The 17,962-nt window shown below is 69.7% G+C and carries 18 protein-coding genes; 9 read left to right on the top strand and 9 right to left on the bottom strand.

Going from position 1 to position 17,962, the window contains the following annotated elements:
- Nucleotides 1-97: 97 nt before the first annotated feature.
- On the top strand, nucleotides 98-2,068 hold the full coding sequence (locus tag ABD256_RS11745; RefSeq protein ID WP_344416708.1) for a KedN5 family methylcobalamin-dependent radical SAM C-methyltransferase: 1,971 nt from the start codon (nucleotides 98-100) through the stop codon (nucleotides 2,066-2,068).
- A 223-nt stretch (nucleotides 2,069-2,291) separates the two neighbouring features.
- Nucleotides 2,292-2,948: a LuxR C-terminal-related transcriptional regulator gene (locus ABD256_RS11740; protein ID WP_344417134.1), complete on the top strand. Its 657-nt coding sequence runs from the start codon at nucleotides 2,292-2,294 to the stop codon at nucleotides 2,946-2,948.
- Nucleotide 2,949: 1 nt separating this feature from the next.
- Here ABD256_RS11740 and ABD256_RS11735 read toward each other — a convergent pair whose 3' ends face one another.
- The 6 genes from ABD256_RS11735 to ABD256_RS11710 all read right to left on the bottom strand — a co-directional run bounded on the left by ABD256_RS11735 (nucleotide 2,950) and on the right by ABD256_RS11710 (nucleotide 7,855).
- The gene (locus tag ABD256_RS11735) at nucleotides 2,950-3,600 is read right to left on the bottom strand and encodes a class I SAM-dependent methyltransferase (RefSeq protein ID WP_344416706.1); all 651 of its coding nucleotides are present in this window, start codon (nucleotides 3,598-3,600) and stop codon (nucleotides 2,950-2,952) included.
- The gene (locus tag ABD256_RS11730) at nucleotides 3,597-4,742 is read right to left on the bottom strand and encodes a cytochrome P450 (protein ID WP_344416704.1); all 1,146 of its coding nucleotides are present in this window, start codon (nucleotides 4,740-4,742) and stop codon (nucleotides 3,597-3,599) included. Before ABD256_RS11730 ends, ABD256_RS11735 begins: the two co-directional genes overlap by 4 nt.
- A gap of 25 nt (nucleotides 4,743-4,767) precedes the next feature.
- Nucleotides 4,768-5,703 (bottom strand): aromatase/cyclase, encoded by a 936-nt coding sequence (locus tag ABD256_RS11725; protein WP_344416702.1) that lies wholly within the window; start codon nucleotides 5,701-5,703, stop codon nucleotides 4,768-4,770.
- On the bottom strand, nucleotides 5,700-6,455 hold the full coding sequence (locus ABD256_RS11720; protein ID WP_344416700.1) for a cyclase family protein: 756 nt from the start codon (nucleotides 6,453-6,455) through the stop codon (nucleotides 5,700-5,702). Before ABD256_RS11720 ends, ABD256_RS11725 begins: the two co-directional genes overlap by 4 nt.
- Complete coding sequence (locus ABD256_RS11715; protein ID WP_344416698.1) at nucleotides 6,380-7,045, bottom strand: cyclase family protein; 666 nt, start codon at nucleotides 7,043-7,045, stop codon at nucleotides 6,380-6,382. The genes ABD256_RS11720 and ABD256_RS11715 overlap by 76 nt, the downstream gene beginning before the upstream one ends.
- Nucleotides 7,046-7,141: 96 nt before the next feature.
- Entirely contained in the window at nucleotides 7,142-7,855 is a 714-nt protein-coding gene (locus ABD256_RS11710) for a TetR/AcrR family transcriptional regulator (protein ID WP_344416696.1), read from the bottom strand.
- Between the two features lie 105 nt (nucleotides 7,856-7,960).
- On the opposite strand from ABD256_RS11710, the gene ABD256_RS11705 reads away from it, so the two are divergent.
- Entirely contained in the window at nucleotides 7,961-8,932 is a 972-nt protein-coding gene (locus ABD256_RS11705) for an ATP-binding cassette domain-containing protein (protein WP_344416694.1), read from the top strand.
- Entirely contained in the window at nucleotides 8,929-9,768 is an 840-nt protein-coding gene (locus ABD256_RS11700) for an ABC transporter permease (RefSeq protein ID WP_344416692.1), read from the top strand. The genes ABD256_RS11705 and ABD256_RS11700 overlap by 4 nt, the downstream gene beginning before the upstream one ends.
- Nucleotides 9,769-9,775: 7 nt before the next feature.
- Here ABD256_RS11700 and ABD256_RS11695 read toward each other — a convergent pair whose 3' ends face one another.
- Complete coding sequence (locus ABD256_RS11695; RefSeq protein WP_344416690.1) at nucleotides 9,776-10,819, bottom strand: methyltransferase; 1,044 nt, start codon at nucleotides 10,817-10,819, stop codon at nucleotides 9,776-9,778.
- A gap of 99 nt (nucleotides 10,820-10,918) precedes the next feature.
- Between ABD256_RS11695 and ABD256_RS11690 the strand changes: the two genes are divergently transcribed.
- Nucleotides 10,919-11,368: a nuclear transport factor 2 family protein gene (locus tag ABD256_RS11690; RefSeq protein WP_344416688.1), complete on the top strand. Its 450-nt coding sequence runs from the start codon at nucleotides 10,919-10,921 to the stop codon at nucleotides 11,366-11,368.
- Nucleotides 11,369-11,430: 62 nt separating this feature from the next.
- Here ABD256_RS11690 and ABD256_RS11685 read toward each other — a convergent pair whose 3' ends face one another.
- Both ABD256_RS11685 and ABD256_RS11680 read right to left on the bottom strand, forming a co-directional pair.
- The gene (locus tag ABD256_RS11685; RefSeq protein WP_344416686.1) at nucleotides 11,431-12,204 is read right to left on the bottom strand and encodes a cyclase family protein; all 774 of its coding nucleotides are present in this window, start codon (nucleotides 12,202-12,204) and stop codon (nucleotides 11,431-11,433) included.
- An 11-nt stretch (nucleotides 12,205-12,215) separates the two neighbouring features.
- A complete protein-coding gene (locus ABD256_RS11680; protein WP_344416683.1) occupies nucleotides 12,216-13,838 on the bottom strand; it encodes an FAD-dependent oxidoreductase in 1,623 nt (540 codons plus the stop codon).
- Nucleotides 13,839-13,938: 100 nt separating this feature from the next.
- Here ABD256_RS11680 and ABD256_RS11675 point away from each other — a divergent pair, with 100 nt between their 5' ends.
- The 4 genes from ABD256_RS11675 to ABD256_RS11660 are packed head-to-tail and all read left to right on the top strand — an operon-like array spanning nucleotide 13,939 to nucleotide 17,796.
- Nucleotides 13,939-15,495 carry a class I adenylate-forming enzyme family protein gene (locus tag ABD256_RS11675; protein ID WP_344416680.1) on the top strand — a complete coding sequence of 519 codons (1,557 nt, stop codon included), beginning with the start codon at nucleotides 13,939-13,941 and terminating at the stop codon, nucleotides 15,493-15,495.
- A 15-nt stretch (nucleotides 15,496-15,510) separates the two neighbouring features.
- On the top strand, nucleotides 15,511-15,816 hold the full coding sequence (locus ABD256_RS11670) for an antibiotic biosynthesis monooxygenase family protein (RefSeq protein WP_344416677.1): 306 nt from the start codon (nucleotides 15,511-15,513) through the stop codon (nucleotides 15,814-15,816).
- Nucleotides 15,813-16,835, top strand: a complete 1,023-nt coding sequence (locus ABD256_RS11665) for a methyltransferase (RefSeq protein WP_344416675.1) — start codon at nucleotides 15,813-15,815, stop codon at nucleotides 16,833-16,835. The genes ABD256_RS11670 and ABD256_RS11665 overlap by 4 nt, the downstream gene beginning before the upstream one ends.
- A complete protein-coding gene (locus ABD256_RS11660; protein ID WP_344416673.1) occupies nucleotides 16,822-17,796 on the top strand; it encodes an acyltransferase domain-containing protein in 975 nt (324 codons plus the stop codon). The genes ABD256_RS11665 and ABD256_RS11660 overlap by 14 nt, the downstream gene beginning before the upstream one ends.
- The last annotated feature ends 166 nt before the right edge of the window (nucleotides 17,797-17,962 follow it).

Here is a 17,962-nt window from a genome sequence, read left to right as displayed (position 1 = left end):
TCATCTCGAGAACACAATTTTAGGCTGTCCCGCGCCGATCAGCTACGCACGCGACAGGGGACCGCATTCCGCGGCCCCGGCGATCAAGGAGCATCGAATGGCACGGGAAAAACTTTCTGTCTACCTGGTTCAGCAGAGCGTGTGGGACAGCCCGCTGGAATCAATGCCGCTGGCCATGGGGTATCTCAAGTCCACGGCCATGGCGGACGACCGGATCAGCCGGGAAATGGATATCCGGATCAAGAACTTCCGCGGCGGGCGAACCCTGTCGACCATTGCGGGCGAGCTTTTCCGCGACGGTGTTCCCGATGTGCTGGCGTTTTCGGTACTCGGCTGGAACTACCGCTCGTTCGGGTCGCTCGCGGAGACCTTCAAACAGCTCAACCCGAACGGCTGGGTGGTGTTCGGCGGAACCCACGTCGCACACCAGGGCGATCGCGTGTTCCGGATGTTCCCCGAGGTCGACGTGGTGGTCGACGGGGAAGGCGAGGTGGTGTTCGCCGACATCCTGCGCGCCTACCTCGACGGCACCGCCCCGACCGCGCTCGGCGGCATCACCGGCCTGTCCTTCGCCGACGAGGACGGCAAGCTCGTCAAGAACCCCGACCGCGACCGGATCGAGGACCTCGACGAAATCCCGTCCCCGTTCCTGACCGGTGCCATCGAAATGACCGATGACGAGGGCCGCTTCAAGTACGACGTGGCGATCATGGAGACGAACCGCGGCTGCCCGTACAAGTGCGCGTTCTGCTACTGGGGCGGCGCCATCGGGCAGAAGGTCCGCACCTTCTCGCGCGAGCGGCTGCGCGAAGAGCTGGAGCTGTTCGCCAAGCTCCACGTGCACACCATCGTGCTGTGCGACGCCAACTTCGGCATGCTGCCCAGCGACGTCGCGTTCATCGACGACCTGATCGAGCTGCGCGAGCAGTACGGCTTCCCCCGCGCGGTCGAGACGTCGTGGGCGAAGAACAAGTCCAAGAACTTCTACGAGATCGTCAAGAAGATGAAGCTGGCCGGTATGCGCAGCTCGTTCACGCTCGCGCTGCAGACCCTCGACGACGAAACGCTCAGCCTGATGAACCGCAAGAACATGAAGGTGAACGCCTGGGAGGACCTCACCGAGTGGCTCGGAAAGGAAGGTCTCGACCTGTACGCGGAGCTGATCTGGGGAGCACCGGGTGAGACGGTCGAGTCCTTCATGGACGGTTACGACCGGCTGACCAGACGGGTGTCCCGGATCGCCTGCTACCCCATGCTGATGCTGCCGAACACCGACTACACCGAGAAGAAGGCCGAGCACGGCATCATTTCGGTCCGCGGTGACCACGACGACTTCGAGTACATGCTCGCCAACAACACGGTGTCCTTCGCGCAGAACCAGCAGATGCAGCGGTTCCTGTACTGGGCGAGGGTGATGGCCGAGATGTGCGTGCTGCGGTTCACCTGGATCGGGCTCCGCGAACTCGGCGGCATCAGCCAGTCGCAGGCGCTGCAGAGCATCGGCGAGTTCATCGAGACCTCGCCGGATCCCGCCGCGGCGCCGCTCCGCGGGGCACTGGAGAGCGCGATCGGCGGCACGGGCGACCTCGGGTCGGGCGTCGGGCACTTCTTCACCGACGAGGAGTCCCGGCGCCTGCTGCGCGACTGGTGGCGCCTCGCGATCCGGCCGCGGCTGCCGGAGGACAAGCTCGCGGTGCTCGACGAGATCTTCCGGTACGACCTGCTGACCCACCCGATCTACCTGCCCGACCCGGCCAGCACCCCACCGGTGGTCGAACTCCGGGGCGAGACCTACTACGTGGTGCGGGAGGTGCCGCTGGCCTTCGACGTGCCGACGATCATCGAGGCACTCCGCGCCGACGGCCAACCCGATCTCGCACCGGCACCGACCACGCTCAACCTCTACTACCGGACCGGCTCCGAGAACGCGGTGAACTCCACGAACCACGAAGTGATCATCCACTACATGGGCATGCCGGAGGCGGAGGCACTGGCCAGCGCCGCCACGGACAGCGTGGACGCCCAGCCGGTCGCGGTGCTCACCGGCGAACACGGCGGTTGTTCGTGAACTGGTACCAGGCCGCGGTCCGTCCGGCAATTCTTCCACCTGTCCCGGACCCCGGCGAAGTGGACGAAAAAGCTTGAACCACGGTATTGCGGGATGCCCACCGTATATACTTGCCGCCAGGGTCTCCTTTCCGATCGGGTCAACGCGGTGACCCAAATGGGCTAGCACTGACGTTGGCAGGGGGAATTGAGGAGTGTCCAGCGAGCAGCGAATCACCATCCTCATGACGGGCGGGCAGACTCTGTTCAGGGAGGCATTGCGGACAACGCTGACATTGGAACGGGATTTCGTCGTGCTCGGTGATCCTGGCGATCACGTCGAAGCGACGAAAATGGCCGCCGAAAGCCGTCCGGACGTGATTCTGATGGAGGCTGACAACGCGGCAGACGTCAGCGTCAAGTTCACCCGGCTGGCCGGGGCCTCCCCGGCTTCCCGGGTGATCGTGCTCAGCGCGGACGACGATCCCGCGCTCGTGCGGGAGACGCTGGCGATGGACGCGAGCGGTTACCTGACCAAGAACGTGAGCTTGCTCGAACTGGTGACCGCGATCCGGAGCGTGGTCAACCAGACCGGCAGAGTGGTGCTTTCGATTTCGAAGACGAGCCTCGCGCAGCTCAACGGGTTCGACCGCGGCGACCGGTTGTCCACCAGGGAACGGGAAATCCTCGAGCGGGTCGCACAGGGACTGAGCAACAACCAGATCGCCGCCAGGCTGTCCATCGCGGAAGGTACCGTGAAACGCCACCTGCACAACGTTTTCGTCAAACTCGGTGCGGTGTCGCGGATCGACGCGATCAACAAGGCGACCCATCCCGACGGACCGCAGGGAAACGGCCACCACCGCCCCGACAACGGCGGCACGGTGCCGGGGCAGTGCTAGGTCAAGCCACGGTGACCTCGAAGAAGCAGACGGAACCACGCGTGCGCAGCCGGTAGTCGCCGAACCTGGCGGCCAGCACCTTGTCGAGGCGGTCGAGCGAGTCGTCCTGGTTGTGCATCGTGCCGTCCGAGTTCAGCGACTCCAGTGCGCGTGCCGCCAGCGGGCCGTGGCGGACCCCTTCGGCGAGCACGGTGCTGCCGAAGATCCGGCCGCCCGGCTCCAGGTACGGCAGCACGTGGTCGAACACCCGCCCCTTCGCGGCCATCCCGCCGGGAAGGCAGTGCAGCAGGAAGTTCATCCCCACCGAGTCGAACCGCCGTTCGCCGAGGTCCAGCGGCTCGAACACGTCCCGCCGGAACCGGGTGGGCGAATACCGGGTGACGCGGCGCGCCGACCGGGTGAGCACCGAGTCGTTGAGATCGACCAGCGCCAGCTCGGGAACGTCGACCGGGTACCGGCACCGGGCCAGGAAGTACCCGGTGCCGGGGCCGAGGTCGAGGTGGCGGGCGCCGACGTTGCGGTCGTAGGCCGCCAGCATCTCGCGGCGAGGACAGCGCCACACCACCGGGCACACCACACCGAGCACGAAGAGGTCGTACCAGGTGAGCACCCAGCCGCCGTAGCCGTCGGCGCCCGCCCGCCCATCGCTCACGCCAGTGTCACCGGCAGTTCGAGCAGGCCGCGCACCGCGGGCCCGCCCCGCCACCGCGGCCGGCCCGCGAGCCCGATCCTGGTGAACCGCCGCACCAGCGCGCCGATCGCGACCTGCAGCTCCATCCTGGCGAGCTCGGCGCCGAGGCAGCGGTGGATGCCGTGCGAGAAGGTCAGGTGCGGGTTCGGCGCGCGGGTGATGTCGAAGCGGTCGGGGTCGGGGAACACCGCGGGATCCCGATTGGCCGCCTGCAGGGAGGTGCCGAGGATCTCGCCCTTGCCGAACCGCACGCCCTCGAACTCCTGGTCCGCGGCGGCCGCCCAGGCGATCCCGCCGACCGGGCACTCGTAGCGGAGCATCTCCTCCACCGCCGAGGACGTCAGCTCCGGGCGCGCGGCGAGCAGCGCGTACTGGTCCGGGTTCTCCAGTAGCGCGAGCGCCCCGGTGCCGATCACGTTGGTGGTCGTGGCCGCGCCGTTGACCAGCAGAGTCATCAGCACCTTGACCAGTTCCGGCTCGGTGAGGCGGTCCGAACCGTCCCGGACGGCGATCAGGTCGCTCGCGAGGTCGTCGCCACCAGGAGCGGCGCGTTTGCTTTCGATGACGCCCGCGACGTACTGCTCGGCGCGCTCGAAGATCAGCCGCTGCCGCTCCAGGTCCGCTTCGCCGAGGAAGCCCTGCATCAGCTCGACCAGTTCCGCCGCGTACTCCGGCGGCAGCCCGGCCATCTTGCGGATCACCTCGATCGGCATGGCGTCCGCGTACTCGGTGACCAGGTCCACCGTGCCGCGCGCGGCGAGCCGGTCGAGCAGGCCGTCGGTCATTTCCGTCGCCCACGCGCGCAGTTGCTCGATGCGCCGCACGGTGAACGCCTTCTGCACCAGCCCGCGAAGCCGGGTGTGCTCGGGCGGCGGCGAGTCGAACGACGCCACGCCGTCGTCATCGTCGTCGATCGGCTTCACCCAGCGCGGGTCGCTGTGCACCTCGCGCACCAGGCGGTGGTGCGTGGTCAGCCAGATCTCGCCGAGGAACGGGTGCGGGACCCGGTGCAGCGAGCCTGCCAGCCGCAGCTTCGCCAGCGACGGGTAGGGATCGAGCTGGAAGACCGGGTTGAACGGTTCGGCGAGCAACGGGGTTGTCATGGCTTGTCCTTCCACTCGCGCACGGTCAGACCCCGGCGCGCTGCTCGGCGAATTCCTTGGCGAGACGCAGGTTGCTGACGCTGTTCGCGCACAGCACGCGCCGCAGGTACCGGCGCGCCTCGGGCACACCGGCGCCGGCGCCGAGCACCTCGGGCACGATGGCGGGCCGGATGGTCGCGGTGTGCCGCGCCGAGGCGACGACGCCTTCCGGGGTCTCGGTGAACAGCCAGTGCCCCGTGTGCGCCTCGAGCATCTTCGGGGTCCGGATCTGCTTGTAGACGATCTTGTCGTCGGGCAGGCAGATCCGCACCGACCGCGTGGTGTGCCGTGAGCCGTCGGCGCTCACGGTGTCCATGTCGAAGAACTGGACACCGGGGGTGTTCTCCTCCAGCACGAGCCGGGTCACGTGCGGGATCCGGTCCGGCCATTTGTCCGCTTCGTACAAGTACTCGTAGACGTCCTTGACCGAACCGGAGACGAAAAGCGGATCCTCGAACGAAATCACGATCTGCTCCAGCTCTTCGCGCCGTTCGGCGGAGTCGCGCAGGCAGGTGAGGTAGCGCTCGCTGGATTCCGCCATCCGCGCCGCGATCTCGTCGCGATTGCCGGTGTCCGCGAACACGTGGCGCATCCGCACCACCGTGCTGTCCCCGATGCCCGGTTCGAACGTCCAGTCGCCGCGGACCGCGAGCGGCCCCGCCGGATCGTGTTCGAAGGAGATCGTGCGCTCGCGAACGGGATCGAGCCCCCTGCGGACCACCCAGTGCCGCACGGTGTGCTCGTCCACAACGGACCACTGCTCGACGAGGTCCTCGTCGAGGCCGCGTTCGAGGTATTCCGCGTGCGCGGCGGGCGGGTAGAGATGGGTCCAGCGGTCGACGTCGGCCACCAGGCCGTACACGACGGAGGCCGGTGCGGCCACGGCGGTTTCCCGCACCACTTCGCAGGTCTTCACGGTCACGCGTCCTTTCGGTCGGCTTCTTCGATGACGGCGACCGGGCGCACCGGGAAGCTGCCCGCCCCCGCGACCGGCACCGGGAGCACGGTGAGCGCGGCGCCCGTGCGAGGCAGCGAGCCGAGTCCGGTCAGGGAGGTCAGCACCGCGATCCCGGCACCGAGCAACCGGTGCTGCGCCGGCTTTCCCTGATCGGCTCCGCTGTCGGTGTTCTTCGAATCGACCCCCACGACCCTCGGCCGCGCTTCGGTGAGGTAGTCCACGGTTTCGGGGGCGAGGAAGCAGGTGTCCTCGAAGTAGTCGCTGGTGCCCCACAACCGGTCCTGGCCGGTGTGGAGCAGCACCGCGGTGCCTTCGAGATCGCCGAGATCCGCGAACACCCCGACCGGGATCTCGGGGTGCCCCGCCGCGGGCACCACCACGATCGGGACGTCGACGAGGTGCTCGACCGGGAACCCGGCGAGGTCGGGGCCCTCGGCGTAGTACTGGAACGGCACCTGCAGGACGGTTCCGGTGCTGCCTGCCATGGTCACCTGCACCTGGTGGAAGCTCACCCCGCCGGTGAGGAACCCGGCCGACTGCTCGCGGCTGATGTACTCGGTGACGGTCGGCTTCGGCATCCACGGATGCGTGAGCATGCCTTCGTAGACCTCGTGGCTCAGGTCGACGATCCGCTTCCCGTTCACCGGATCACCGCCACCGGGCGGACCGGGAAGCTGCCCGCCCCGCGCACCGGCGTCGGCAGCACGCGCAGCCACGCGCCGCGGTCCGGCACCTCGTGCAGCCGGTTCAGGCATTCCAGCAGCGCGATGTCCGCGCCGAGCAGCCGGTGCTGCGCCGGCTTCGCCTTGTCCGTCCCGTCGTCGATGTTCTGCGAGTCGATCCCGACCACCAGCGGCTCCGCGGAAACCAGTTCGGCAACGGCATCCGCGGTGAGATAAGGGGAATCGCGGAAGAAGGCGCCCTCGCCCCAGAAGCGGGAATGGCCGGTGTGCACGAGTACCGCGGCCCCGCGGAGATCACCCGCGGCGCGGATCGGTCCGGCGCCGATCGCGCGGCCGTCCGGTACGCGCACCACCACGATCGGGATGTCGAACAGCCTCGCCAGCGGCACCGCGCTCACGTCCGGACCGTCCACATGGAACTGGAACGGCGCGTCGAGGTAGGTGCCCGTGCTGCCCGGCATGCTGATCACTTCGAGCTGGAAGGTCACCCCGGCCGCGGAGAACGCCGCCGACTGGTCGCGGGTGACGAACTCGTTCACCACCGGGCGCTGCAGCCACGGGTGCGTGATCATGCCGTTCGAGATGACATGGCTGAGGTCGATGACACGGGTGCCGGTGAGCACGTCGGATCCCTTCGTGGCCGGAACCGCCGGATCGCGGAGATCCCAGTCTCACCAGGGGGATTCGGCGCGTTTTCGAGCGCGCTTCGAATCGGGCGCTCAGGCGCTGGAAGGGAGTGCGGCGGCGATGCCGTCGAGAATTCGCTCGACGCCGAACTCGAACACCCTGTCGTCGTTCCAGTGATCCGCTTCGCGGATGAAGCGGGCCATCATCGGGTGCCTGCCGTCGGCGAGCAGCCGCTCGACCCAGGGAATGAAGATTTCTTCCCACTGCTCGTCGGTGATGCCGGTGCGCCGGGTCAGTTCGGCCTGCGCGAGGTCCTCCGCCACGTTCCCGAAAACGTACCCGCGCAGCATGCCGACCAGACCGTTGATGGTGTCCATGTCGAGGCCGAACCCGTCGAGCGCGGCCATCGCGAACTCGGTCACCCGCACCGCGTTCGGCCCCATCGCGGGCCTGCCGATCGACGTGGTCACGCTCCACGGGTGCCGCAGCGCCACCGCGCGCTGCTCGGTGGCGGCGAGCCGCAGGTCCGCGCGCCAGTCCCCGGAGGGCTTTTCCGGGAGCCGCTGCTCCCCCAGCACCGCGTCGTTGATCAGCTCCAGCAGGTCGTCCTTGCTCGGCACGTACCGGTACAGCGACATCGGCCGCACCGAAAGCTCGGTGCCGAGGCGGCGCATGGACAACGCGTCGAGCCCTTCGGCGTCGACGATCGTGATCGCGACCTCGACGATCTTGTCCCGGCTCAGCGAAGGAGCGGGGTCGAGCGGCGCCTCGGCCCAGATGTACCTCGGTGTGGACCGTTCGGCCACGACCTCACCTCCTCCTTCTGGTCCCGCAGCATACCAACCTGATACGGTGTACAGCAGAATGATACGACGTATCGCCCACCAATACACTGTATCGAGGTACACGACATGGGAAACGACCTCGCGGTGCTCGTCGACGGAGTCGCCAAACGCTTCGGCGCCACTGAGGCGCTCACCGGGCTCGACCTGGAGGTACCCGCCGGAACCATCTGTGGCGTACTCGGGCCGAACGGTGCCGGCAAGACCACCGCCGTGCGCATCCTCGCCACGTTGCTCAGACCCGACCGCGGCCGCGCCTTCGTCGACGGCATCGACGTGGTGCGGGATTCCGAACGCGCCCGGTACCGCCTCGGGCTCGCCGGTCAGTTCGCCGCCGTCGACGAGAAGCTCACGGGGCGCGGGAACCTGCGGATGTTCGGGAAGCTCTACCACCTGCCCGGCCGCGTCGCGAAGGAACGGGCCGACGAACTGCTCGGCCGGTTCCACCTCACCGACGCCGCGAACCGCGTGGTGTCCACGTACTCCGGCGGGATGCGGCGCCGGCTCGACCTGGCCGCGAGCCTGCTGATCGCGCCCGCGGTGCTGTTCCTCGACGAACCCACCACGGGCCTCGACCCGCGAGGGCGCGCCGAGGTGTGGGCCGCCGTCCGCGACCTCGTCCAGAACGGCACCACGGTCGTGCTCACCACCCAGTACCTCGACGAGGCCGATCACCTCGCCGACTCCATCGCGGTCATCGACGCGGGCCGGGTGGTCGCCACCGGCACACCGGAGCAGCTCAAGAACAAGGTCGGCGCCGAGCACATCGACGTCGTGGTGCCCACCTCCGGCGACCTGGCCGAAGCGCGCACCGCACTGCACCGCGCCACCGGCGGCGAGCCGATCCTCTACCCCAGCACGCGGACGGCCAGCGTCGCGGTGGACGGCGAGCCCGGCGCGCTCGCCGCCATCGTCCGCGAACTCGACGCGGTCGGCGTGCACATCGACAACATGACGCTGCGCAGCCCCACCCTCGACGACGTGTTCCTCGAACTCACCGGCCATTCGACGGACGAAACCCGGCAGGAGGTGACGGCATGACCGCCGCTCTCTGGGTCCCCACCCCGCCCAAGACGCCGCTGGCCAGGATCCGCTGGGCGGCGTCCGACGGTTTCGTGCTGGTGCGGCGCGAACTCGAGCACCTCTTCCGCGATCCCGGCGGGCTCGCCAGCGAAATCGTCCTTCCCGCCATCATCGTGCTGCTGTTCGGCTACGTGCTCGGCAGCGCGATCATGGTGCCCGGCGGCGGGGACTACCGCGAATACCTGATGCCGGGGATCTTCGCCATGCAGGCCATGATGGGGATCGGGGTCACCATCACCACGGTCGCGGGCGATCTCGCCGACGGGGTGATGGACCGGTTCCGGTCGATGCCGATGGCGCGCTCGGCCGTCCCGTTCGGACACACCGTCTCGTCGCTGGCCACCGGGCTGATCAACTTCACCGGCGTCGCGGTGTGCGCGCTCGTCGTCGGCTGGCAGCCGCACCGCGGGCTGTGGCTCACCGTCGCCGGTTTCGGCGTGCTGTTCCTGTTCCGGTACGCGGTCGGCTGGGTCGGCGTCCTGCTCGGCCTGATCTTCAAGACCGAGGAGGCCGCCGACCACGCGGTGCCGCTGATGTTCCCGCTCGCCATGATCGCCAACACGTTCGTGCCGACCGACGGTATGCCCGGCTGGCTGCGGGTCATCGCCGACTGGAACCCGATCAGCGCGGTCACCGACTCCTGCCGCCTGCTCTGGGGCAACCCCGGCTCGCACGGGACCGTCGTCTCGCTGCCGTTGCAGAACCCGGTGCTCACCGCCGTGATCTGGTCCGTGGGAATCATCATCGTGGTGGCGCCGCTCGCCGTCTGGCGCTACCGGGCGGCGGCCAAGTAGCCGGCGCTCATCCCGGCTTGGTCGCGACGATCACGTGGTCGTGCGCGATGGTGTCGGAGATGAACAGCCGCTCGACCGTGAATCCGAACTCCGCCAGCAGTTCCTGACAGTCCGAAACGGACCACGGCAGGTGGTCGTCGCGGATCATGGTGCTGTTGATCCGCCGCAGCAGGGTGTCCGGGTCGCGCTGGTCGTCGACGAGTGCGTCGTAGACGACCAGCGTGCCACCCGGCCGCACCGTTTCGAAGCACCTGGCGACGATCTTGCGGCGCTCCGGGTCCGGCCAGTCCGGCAGCACGTGCCCGATCACGACCAGGTCGGCGACCGGCCACTCGGACTCGAAGAAGTCGCCGCCGTGGTACCGCACCTTGTCCGCGACGCCGAGATCGCGCACGAGGTCGTCGAAGAGCGGTTCGAGCGCGGGGAGGTCGACGACCCCCGCCGTCAGGTGCGGGTGCGCGAGCACGATGCGGGCCGCGAGGTTTCCCCGCGCACCGCCGACATCGACGAACGTGTTCACGTCGCGCCAGTCGATGTGCTTCGCCAGCTCCTCGGCCATGAAACCGTTGTGGGCGTCCACATGGGTCATCATCCGCCGCGCGCGGTCGAGGTCTTCGTAGTACTCGGTGAACGCCTTCGTCCCACCCTCGGGCCGGACCTCGGACTTGGCGTGGCCGTCCCGCAACGCCTCGGTGAGCTTGCCCCACGCGAGGTAGTGCAGTTTCGCGTGCTGCCGCGCGGTTCCCCCGAGGTACGCGGCCCGGTCCGGCACCAGGAACTCGTCCGCGTCGGCGCTGTTCCGGTAGCGCTCACCGTCGAATTCGAGCAGTCCCACCCCCACGAGCGCACCGAAGTACTCCCGGTACATCCGGTGCTGGATGCCCAGTTTTTCGCGCAGTGTCTCCGCGTCGGCCGGCCCGTCCGCGAGCAGTTCGAACACGCCGAGCTCGACCGCGCTCTGCATGATCTTGGACTGGAAGTACGCGTTGTTGAGCGCCATGACGGCCCTCGCTCGCCCCACCGTGCTGACCGTTCCCGTTTCTTCGGACATGGGTTTCCCTTCCTCGCCTGGTGCGGAAACCCCAGCGTCACACCGGTGCTTCAGGCCGGATTCGAACCGGGTTCGAACCCGGCACGCCAGGCTGGGGCGATGACGACACAGACCGGTGAACGCCCTGCCCGGTTCGCCTCGGCGGAGCTCTACGCGGAGGTCCAGCAGTTCTACGCGCGGCACCTGCGGCTGCTGGACTCCGGCGCGATCGACGACTGGGCGCGGACCTTCACCGAGGACGGCACGTTCGAGGTCCCGACCGTCCCGGCGGCGAACGGCCGCGCGGCGATCGCGGCTTCGATGCACCGCGCCGCGGCCGCACTCGCGGAATCCGGCGAAGTGCGGCGGCACTGGCACGGCATGGTGGACGTCGAGCCGTTCGGTGACGGGACGTGGCGGGTTTCCTGCTACGCCATGGTGTTCGCGACCCCGCGCGGCGGGCCGTCGGCCTTGTTCCGGGTCTGCGTCTGCGAAGACGTCCTCGTGCGCGTCCGCGGCGAGCTACTCGTGCGGGCGCGCCGGGTGACCCGCGACGACCTCGCCCCGTAGGCAGGGTTTCCTCGGCGGCGGAGCCGCTCAGGAAATCAACCACTGTCAGACACTGCCTAGTTTCAGTCCTCGATCATCGCTACGGCGCGGGCCCATCCGGCACCCGCGCCCGCGATGAGCACCGGCAGGCACGACACGGTGAACCCGGTCGGCCCCGGCAGCGACCCGAGGTTCGCCAGCCGCTCGATCTGGCAGTACTCCCGCCTTCGCCCGGCGAAATGCGCCGGCCACAGCACGCGATCGTCCCCGGTGCGCTGATAGGCCTTGATCATGTGGCCGAACGGGGCATCGAGGCTGAACGCGTCGGTGCCGATCACCCGCACGCCCAGGTCCAGCAAAAGGTCGGTGGCCGGACCGTCCAGACCGGTGAAGTCCGTGAAGTACTTCGGTGTGCCCGAAAACCGGTCCGCGCCGGTGTGCAGCAGGACGATCTCCATCGGCGCCGGGGTGTGCCCGATGCGGTCGAACTCCCGCGCCAGCCGGTCCGCGCCCACCGCGCCGACCGGTTCGCCGGTCAGGTCGAGCACCACACCGGGACGCACGAACCAGTCCGGCGGCATCCGGTCGATGTGCCTCGGCTCGCCGTACTCCGCGACGGACCCGTAGTGGGACGGCGCGTCCACATGGGTGCCGGTGTGGGTGGTCAGCGTCATCGTGTCCAGCGACAGCAGCTCACCACCGGGCAGGTCGGCCGGGTCGAAGTCGAGCCCGTGGTTGCGGCGCATGCCTTCGGCCATGTGCGCGCCGCCCTCGGCCGCGGACATCACCCGGTGCTCGATCGGGTTCGGCTCCCACACCGAGGCGTCGATCGGGGTCGACAGGTCGATGATGCGCATCGCACGCTCCTTCATCGCGCCGGGGAATGTTCCTTCGGCAGCAAGTGGATCGCCCGCAGGCATGACTCCGCATCGCGCCCGTCGCCGAGCGGCCCGGTGCCTGCCAGGTACCCGTCGGGGCGGATCAGCGCGAACTCCCCGTCCCGCGCCCCGAACGCGTCGCGCAGCACGTCACCGGGATCGGCCAGCGGCCATGGCCCCTCGTAATCCACAGTGGACTCCATGACCGTGCGGACCGAAACGGCCGCGCCGTAGCGACGGTCGATATGCTCCAGTGCGGCCCGGTTCCCGGCGCCGAAACCCAGCAACGTCCACCGGGGATCGGTCAGCTCCGTGCACAGCGCCCGCCAGCCCGCGCTGCTCTCGTGCGCCCGCTCCGAACAGCCCACCCGGTCACCCTGCCGGTAACCGGTGCCGCGCGCCGCACCCGGCAGGCTCAGCGGACTGTCCGGATAGGACAGTGCGAGACCGGACATGGTCCGCATGATCTTGCGCTCCACGCGGTGTTTGAGCGGGCGCACGGCGTTGAGCACGCCGAGTCCCAGCGGCAGCAGCACCGGCGCCGCCGCGTTGCGCAACGCGATCAGCGCGGTCGCCGTCTTGGTCGTCCCCAGTAGTACCTCGCCGACGGGCACCCGCTCAGCGGCGTAGCTGTCGAGCAGTGCTTCGCCCGCGTGGCCGCGGATCACGTCGGCCAGCTTCCAGGCGAGGTTCACCGCGTCCTGGATGCCCGTGTTCATCCCCTGCCCAGACGCGGGGCTGTGCACGTGCGCCGCGTCGCCTGCCACGAAGCACCTCCCGGCACGCATCCGCTGGATCATCCGCTGCTGGATCGTGAACACCGAAAGCCAGCTCGGCGTGCACACCTCGACGGGGCGGCCGAGCGCGCGCGAAATCTTCCGCGCGAACCGGGCCGCGACCACATCGGGGTCGTCCGAATCCACGTCGACGGTGTCCAGCAGCCGCCACTTCCCGTGGTCGGGGAACGGGACGAGCAGCAGCGTGCCGTCCCCGGTGTGCAGCCAGTGCAGGCTGTCGCGCGGCAGGTCCGCGTCCAGCACCGCGTCCGCGACGAGCCAGGTTTCCGTCGACTCGCCGAGCAGTTCGAAGCCGAGCCTGGCCCGGACCGTGCTGTGCGCGCCGTCGGCGCCGATCAGCCACGGCACCACCTGTTCCTCGACGGAGCCGTCCGCACGCCGCAGCCAGGCCGCCGCCCCGTCCGCGCGCCGATCGATGTCTTCGAGCGCGACGCCCCATTCCACCGGCACGCCACGGCTGTGCAGGCGCTCGCGCAGCACCTCCTCGGTGATCACCTGGTCGACCTGGAGGGTGAAGGGGAACCGGGTCGGCAGCGTCGAGTAGTCGGTCCCGAGCCTGGCCAGCACGCGGCCGTTGCGGTGCATGGTGAAGTTCTCCGCGCGCTGCCCGCGCGGGAGCAGATCGCCGAGGATGCCCATCTGGTGGTAGATCTCGAGGGTGCGGGCGTGCGTCGCGGTCGCACGGCTGGTGGTGGCGGGCCCGTCGGCCCGGTCCACCACCCGCACGCGGACACCGCGCCGCGTCAGCTCGTAAGCCGCGGCGAGGCCGACCGGCCCTGCCCCCGCCACCAACACCTCGGGACCCTCGTTTCGCATGCCAAGAGCGTGTGCGCCGCGGTTCGACTCCGGTTCGAGCCGGACCGGGGCCCCAACCGGCGTCGAAGCCGAGCCGAAGCGGGTCGGCGAACCTCGTCGGATGCGCATCACGGCAAGCCTCGCGCGGGGTCCCGCGCTCGACACGATCTCCGGCCTGCTCGGCGGGCCGCTGGTGCACGACCTGCTGCGGCGGGCCGCCGTGCGGGCACCGGACCGCGTGGCCATCCGGTCGGGATCGGCGGCCCTCACCTACGGCGAACTCGAAACGGCCGCCACCAGGTTCGCCGCCGGGCTGCGCGCGGCACTGGGCACCCGCCCGGCGGTGGTGGCGCTGGCGATGACGCTCGATCCCGCGTTCGCGATCGCCTACTACGGCATCTCCCGCGCCGGGCACGTCAGCGCGCTGGTGAACCCGTTGCTGCGGGAGGACGGCCTGGCCCACGTGCTCGGTACCGCCGGCGCGCAGGCCCTCGTCGCGCCACCGGCCGTGCGGCCGAAGCTGGCCGTGATCCACCCCCGGCTCCCCGATCTCCGGCTGACCGTGCTCACCGAGGACACCGGCCACGGCATGCCCACGATGGACGACCTCGCCGCCGACGCGCCGCTCACCGAGCCGATGCTCGACGAGGGGGACCTCGCCTGCCTGCAGTTCACCAGCGGCACGACCGGCGCGCCGAAGGCCGTCCGCCTCACCCACGCCAACCTCACCGTCAACGCCGCGCAGACCGCGTACGCGCACCAGCTCACCGGTGATTCCGTGCTGCTCAACCACCTGCCGACCTTCCACCTGATGCACCTCAACATCGGCGTGACCGCCGCCGCGACCCACGTGCTCTGCCAGGAGGCCGATGTGGTCGCGGCGGTGGACACCGCGCGGGCCGTCCGCGCGACCCACTTCTACGACCTGCCCGGCAGGCTCACCCTGCTGGCGCGGGACCCGCGGCTGCGCGACCTGGAAGCCCCGCGGCTGCGCGCCTTCCTCTCCGGCGGCTCCGCACTGCCCACCACCACCGCCACCGCGCTCGGCCAGCACTTCGGCGTGCCGGTGGTGCAGGGTTACGGGCTCGCCGAGACCGCGCCGTCGGTCCACCTCGGCGACCTCGACCGGCCCGTGCCGGGTTCGGCCGGTCTCCCGGTGCCCGGCGGCGAGACCAGGATCGTGGAGATCGGCGCCACCACCGTGCTCCCGGTCGGCGGCGTCGGCGAGATCCAGGTCAGGGGCCCGCAGCTGATGTCCGGTTACCTCGGCCGCGAACTCGCCGACGATCTGACCGCCGACGGCTGGTTCGCCACCGGCGACGTCGGCCGCCTCGGCGAAGACGGCTCCCTGTTCGTGGTCGACCGGCTCAAGGACGTGTTCAAGTGCGACAACTGGCTGGTGTCACCGAGCCAGGTCGAGCGCGTGCTGTCACGGCATCCGGGTGTCGTCGACTGCGTCGTACTCGACCGGCCGGACGAGATCAGCGGCGCGGTCGCGCACGGGCTGGTGGTCGCGCGCGACGACACGGTGAAACCCGCCGAGCTCGCGGAATTCGTCAACGACCAGGTGCCCTACTACGAACGGCTCGCCGGTGTCGACCTGGTCCCCGAGATCCCCCGCTCGCCGACGGGCAAGGTACGGCGCCGCGACCTCCGCGACCGCTTTCTCCGCCCCTGAAAGGAAAGGACGCCCATGTTCGTCTTCATCACCCGGTTCACGGTGACCGGCGACGAGAGCGAATTCCTCCGCGCGCTCGGCCGGATCTCCGCGCACACCGCGAAGCAGCCGGGTTTTCGCGCCCACCGCCTCTGCCGGTCGCTCAAGGATCCCGCGGTGTTCGTCGAGACCGCCGAATGGGAGGACGTGGACTCGCACCGGGCCGCGATCAGCGGCAAGGAGTTCTCCGTTCCGCTCGAAGACATCAAGCGGCTCGCCACCGCGGAACCCGCGCCGTTCGCGGTGATCAGCGAGCACGCCGCCGCGGGGGCGCCCCGATGACCGCCATCCCGGACGCGGTCCGCCACCTCCGCGAGCTGGCGTTGAGCGCCGCCCGCGCCGCCTCCGTGCGCGCCGCGGCGAAACTGGGCATCGCCGACGCACTCGGCGATGAACCGTCCACTGTGGAGGAACTGGCCGCGGCGACCGGCACCGACCCCGGTGCGCTCGGCCGCCTGCTGCGCACGCTGGCCTGGCACGGGGTGTTCGCGGAGGACGAAGCGGGCCGGTACCGCCACACCGAGATGTCGAAGCTGCTCGCCGAGGACGCGCCGCGCAGCCTGAAGCACATCGTCCTCTGGGGCACCGAACCGTGGTCGTGGGAGCTGTGGCCGCACCTCGACGAGGCCGTCCGCTCCGGGACCAGTGTGTTCCCCCTGCTGCACGGCAAGGACTTCTTCGAGTACCTGCACGCCGAGGCGCCGGAGTCCGCCGAGGTGTTCGACCGGGCGATGACCCAGTCGAGCAGGCTCTCGGCGACCGCGATCGCCGACCGGATCGAACTCGACGGCAGCGAGACGGTCGCCGACATCGCCGGTGGGCAGGGGCACGTCCTCGCCACGCTGCTCGAACGCCATCCGGACCTGAGCGGCGCGCTGCTCGAACTGCCCGGTGTGCTCGCGAACGCGGACCCCCGGTTGCGTCCGGGCGGACCGCTCGCCGGCCGGGTTCGCCTGGTCCCCGGGGACTGCCGTGACGAGGTCCCGGTCCCCGCCGACGTGTACGTGCTGAAGAACGTGCTCGAATGGGACGACGACAGCACCGTGACCACGTTGCGCAACGTGGCCGGGGCCGCCCGTCCCGGTGCCAGGGTGCTGGTGCTGGAGAACCTGCTCGACGACAGCCCCGAACTGGGCTTCACCACCGCCATGGACCTGCTGCTCCTGCTCAACGTCGGCGGTCGCAAGCACACCGAGGACGGCCTGCTCGCACTGGTCGCCGCGGCGGGGCTGCGGCTGGTGGACGTCCGGCCGCTGAACTCGTACCTGCACGTGATCGAAGCGGTCGTTGACCACGCGTGAGCCGCGGCCGGTGGCGCTGCTGCTGCCGGGACAGGGAGCCCAGCACCCCGGGATGGCGGTGGAGCTCTACGACCGGGAAGAGGTCTTCACCGCCGCGATGGACGAGTTCTTCGCGTTCCTGCCCGACGGCGGCGCGGTGCGCTCCGACTGGCTCACCGATTCGCCCCGGGTTTCCTTGGACGATGCGACGCGGGCTCAACCACTGCTGTTCGCCATCGGCTACGCGCTCGGCCGAGCCGTTGCCGCGCAGGGAATCCACACTTCCGTCCTGTTAGGGCACAGCGTCGGCGAGCTGGCCGCGGCCGCGCTCGCCGGGGTATTCGGGCTCGCCGACGCCGCCGCGCTCATGTCCGCCCGCACCGAGGTGATGGCGCACACGCCGGCGGGCGGGATGCTCGCCGTCGCGGCGACGCCGGAGGAGGTGCTCCCCCACCTGTGCGCACACGGGAACGGCCTCGGGGTGGCCGCGCGCAACGCACCGAAGCAGACCGTGGTGTCCGGCACCGAACCTTCGCTGTCCACAGTGGACTTAGCGATGTCCCGTGACGGCTTGTTCTCCCGGCGGGTCCCGGCCGTGCAGGCTTTTCACTGCCCCGCGGTCGCGTCGGCGGCCCGCGCGTGGGAAGTGGCCTTCGCCCGTGTACCGCTGTGTCCGCCCTCGGTACCGATCGTGTCGACCAGGACCGCGCGGCGGATCAGCGACGGCGAGGCGCGCTCCCCCGAGTTCTGGGCCGGGCAGCTCGCCACCACCGTGCTCTTCTGGCCCGCACTGGACGCGCTGCTCGCGGGAGGCCGGTTCACGCTGGTCGAAGCCGGGCCGGGCGGAACCTTGTCCGTGCTCGCGCGACGCCACCCCGCGGTACGCCGCGGCGACAGCGAAGTGGTCCCGCTCCTGCCCTCGCGCCCCGAAGGCTCCTGGAAGAGCTGGGACGCCGCACTTTCCCGGCTGAGCGGTCCCTGACCCGATGTCCTGACGGACGCTCCTATGGATGTCGAGTGGTGAGGTCCGCTGCGCATGCCCTGAAGGGGCGGCGGATTCATGCGGTGGTCGCAACATGCTCTATTTAGGACAGTAGCATGGTGAGTTTTTCTTTGGGGGTGAGCCAGTTGAGGGTTTTGCGGGGGCG

It is taken from the genome of Amycolatopsis minnesotensis (genome assembly GCF_039529815.1).
Lineage (GTDB): Bacteria > Actinomycetota > Actinomycetes > Mycobacteriales > Pseudonocardiaceae > Amycolatopsis > Amycolatopsis minnesotensis.
The sequence above is the reverse complement of the archived record's forward strand: the minus strand, read 5'-3'. Positions and strand labels throughout refer to the sequence as shown.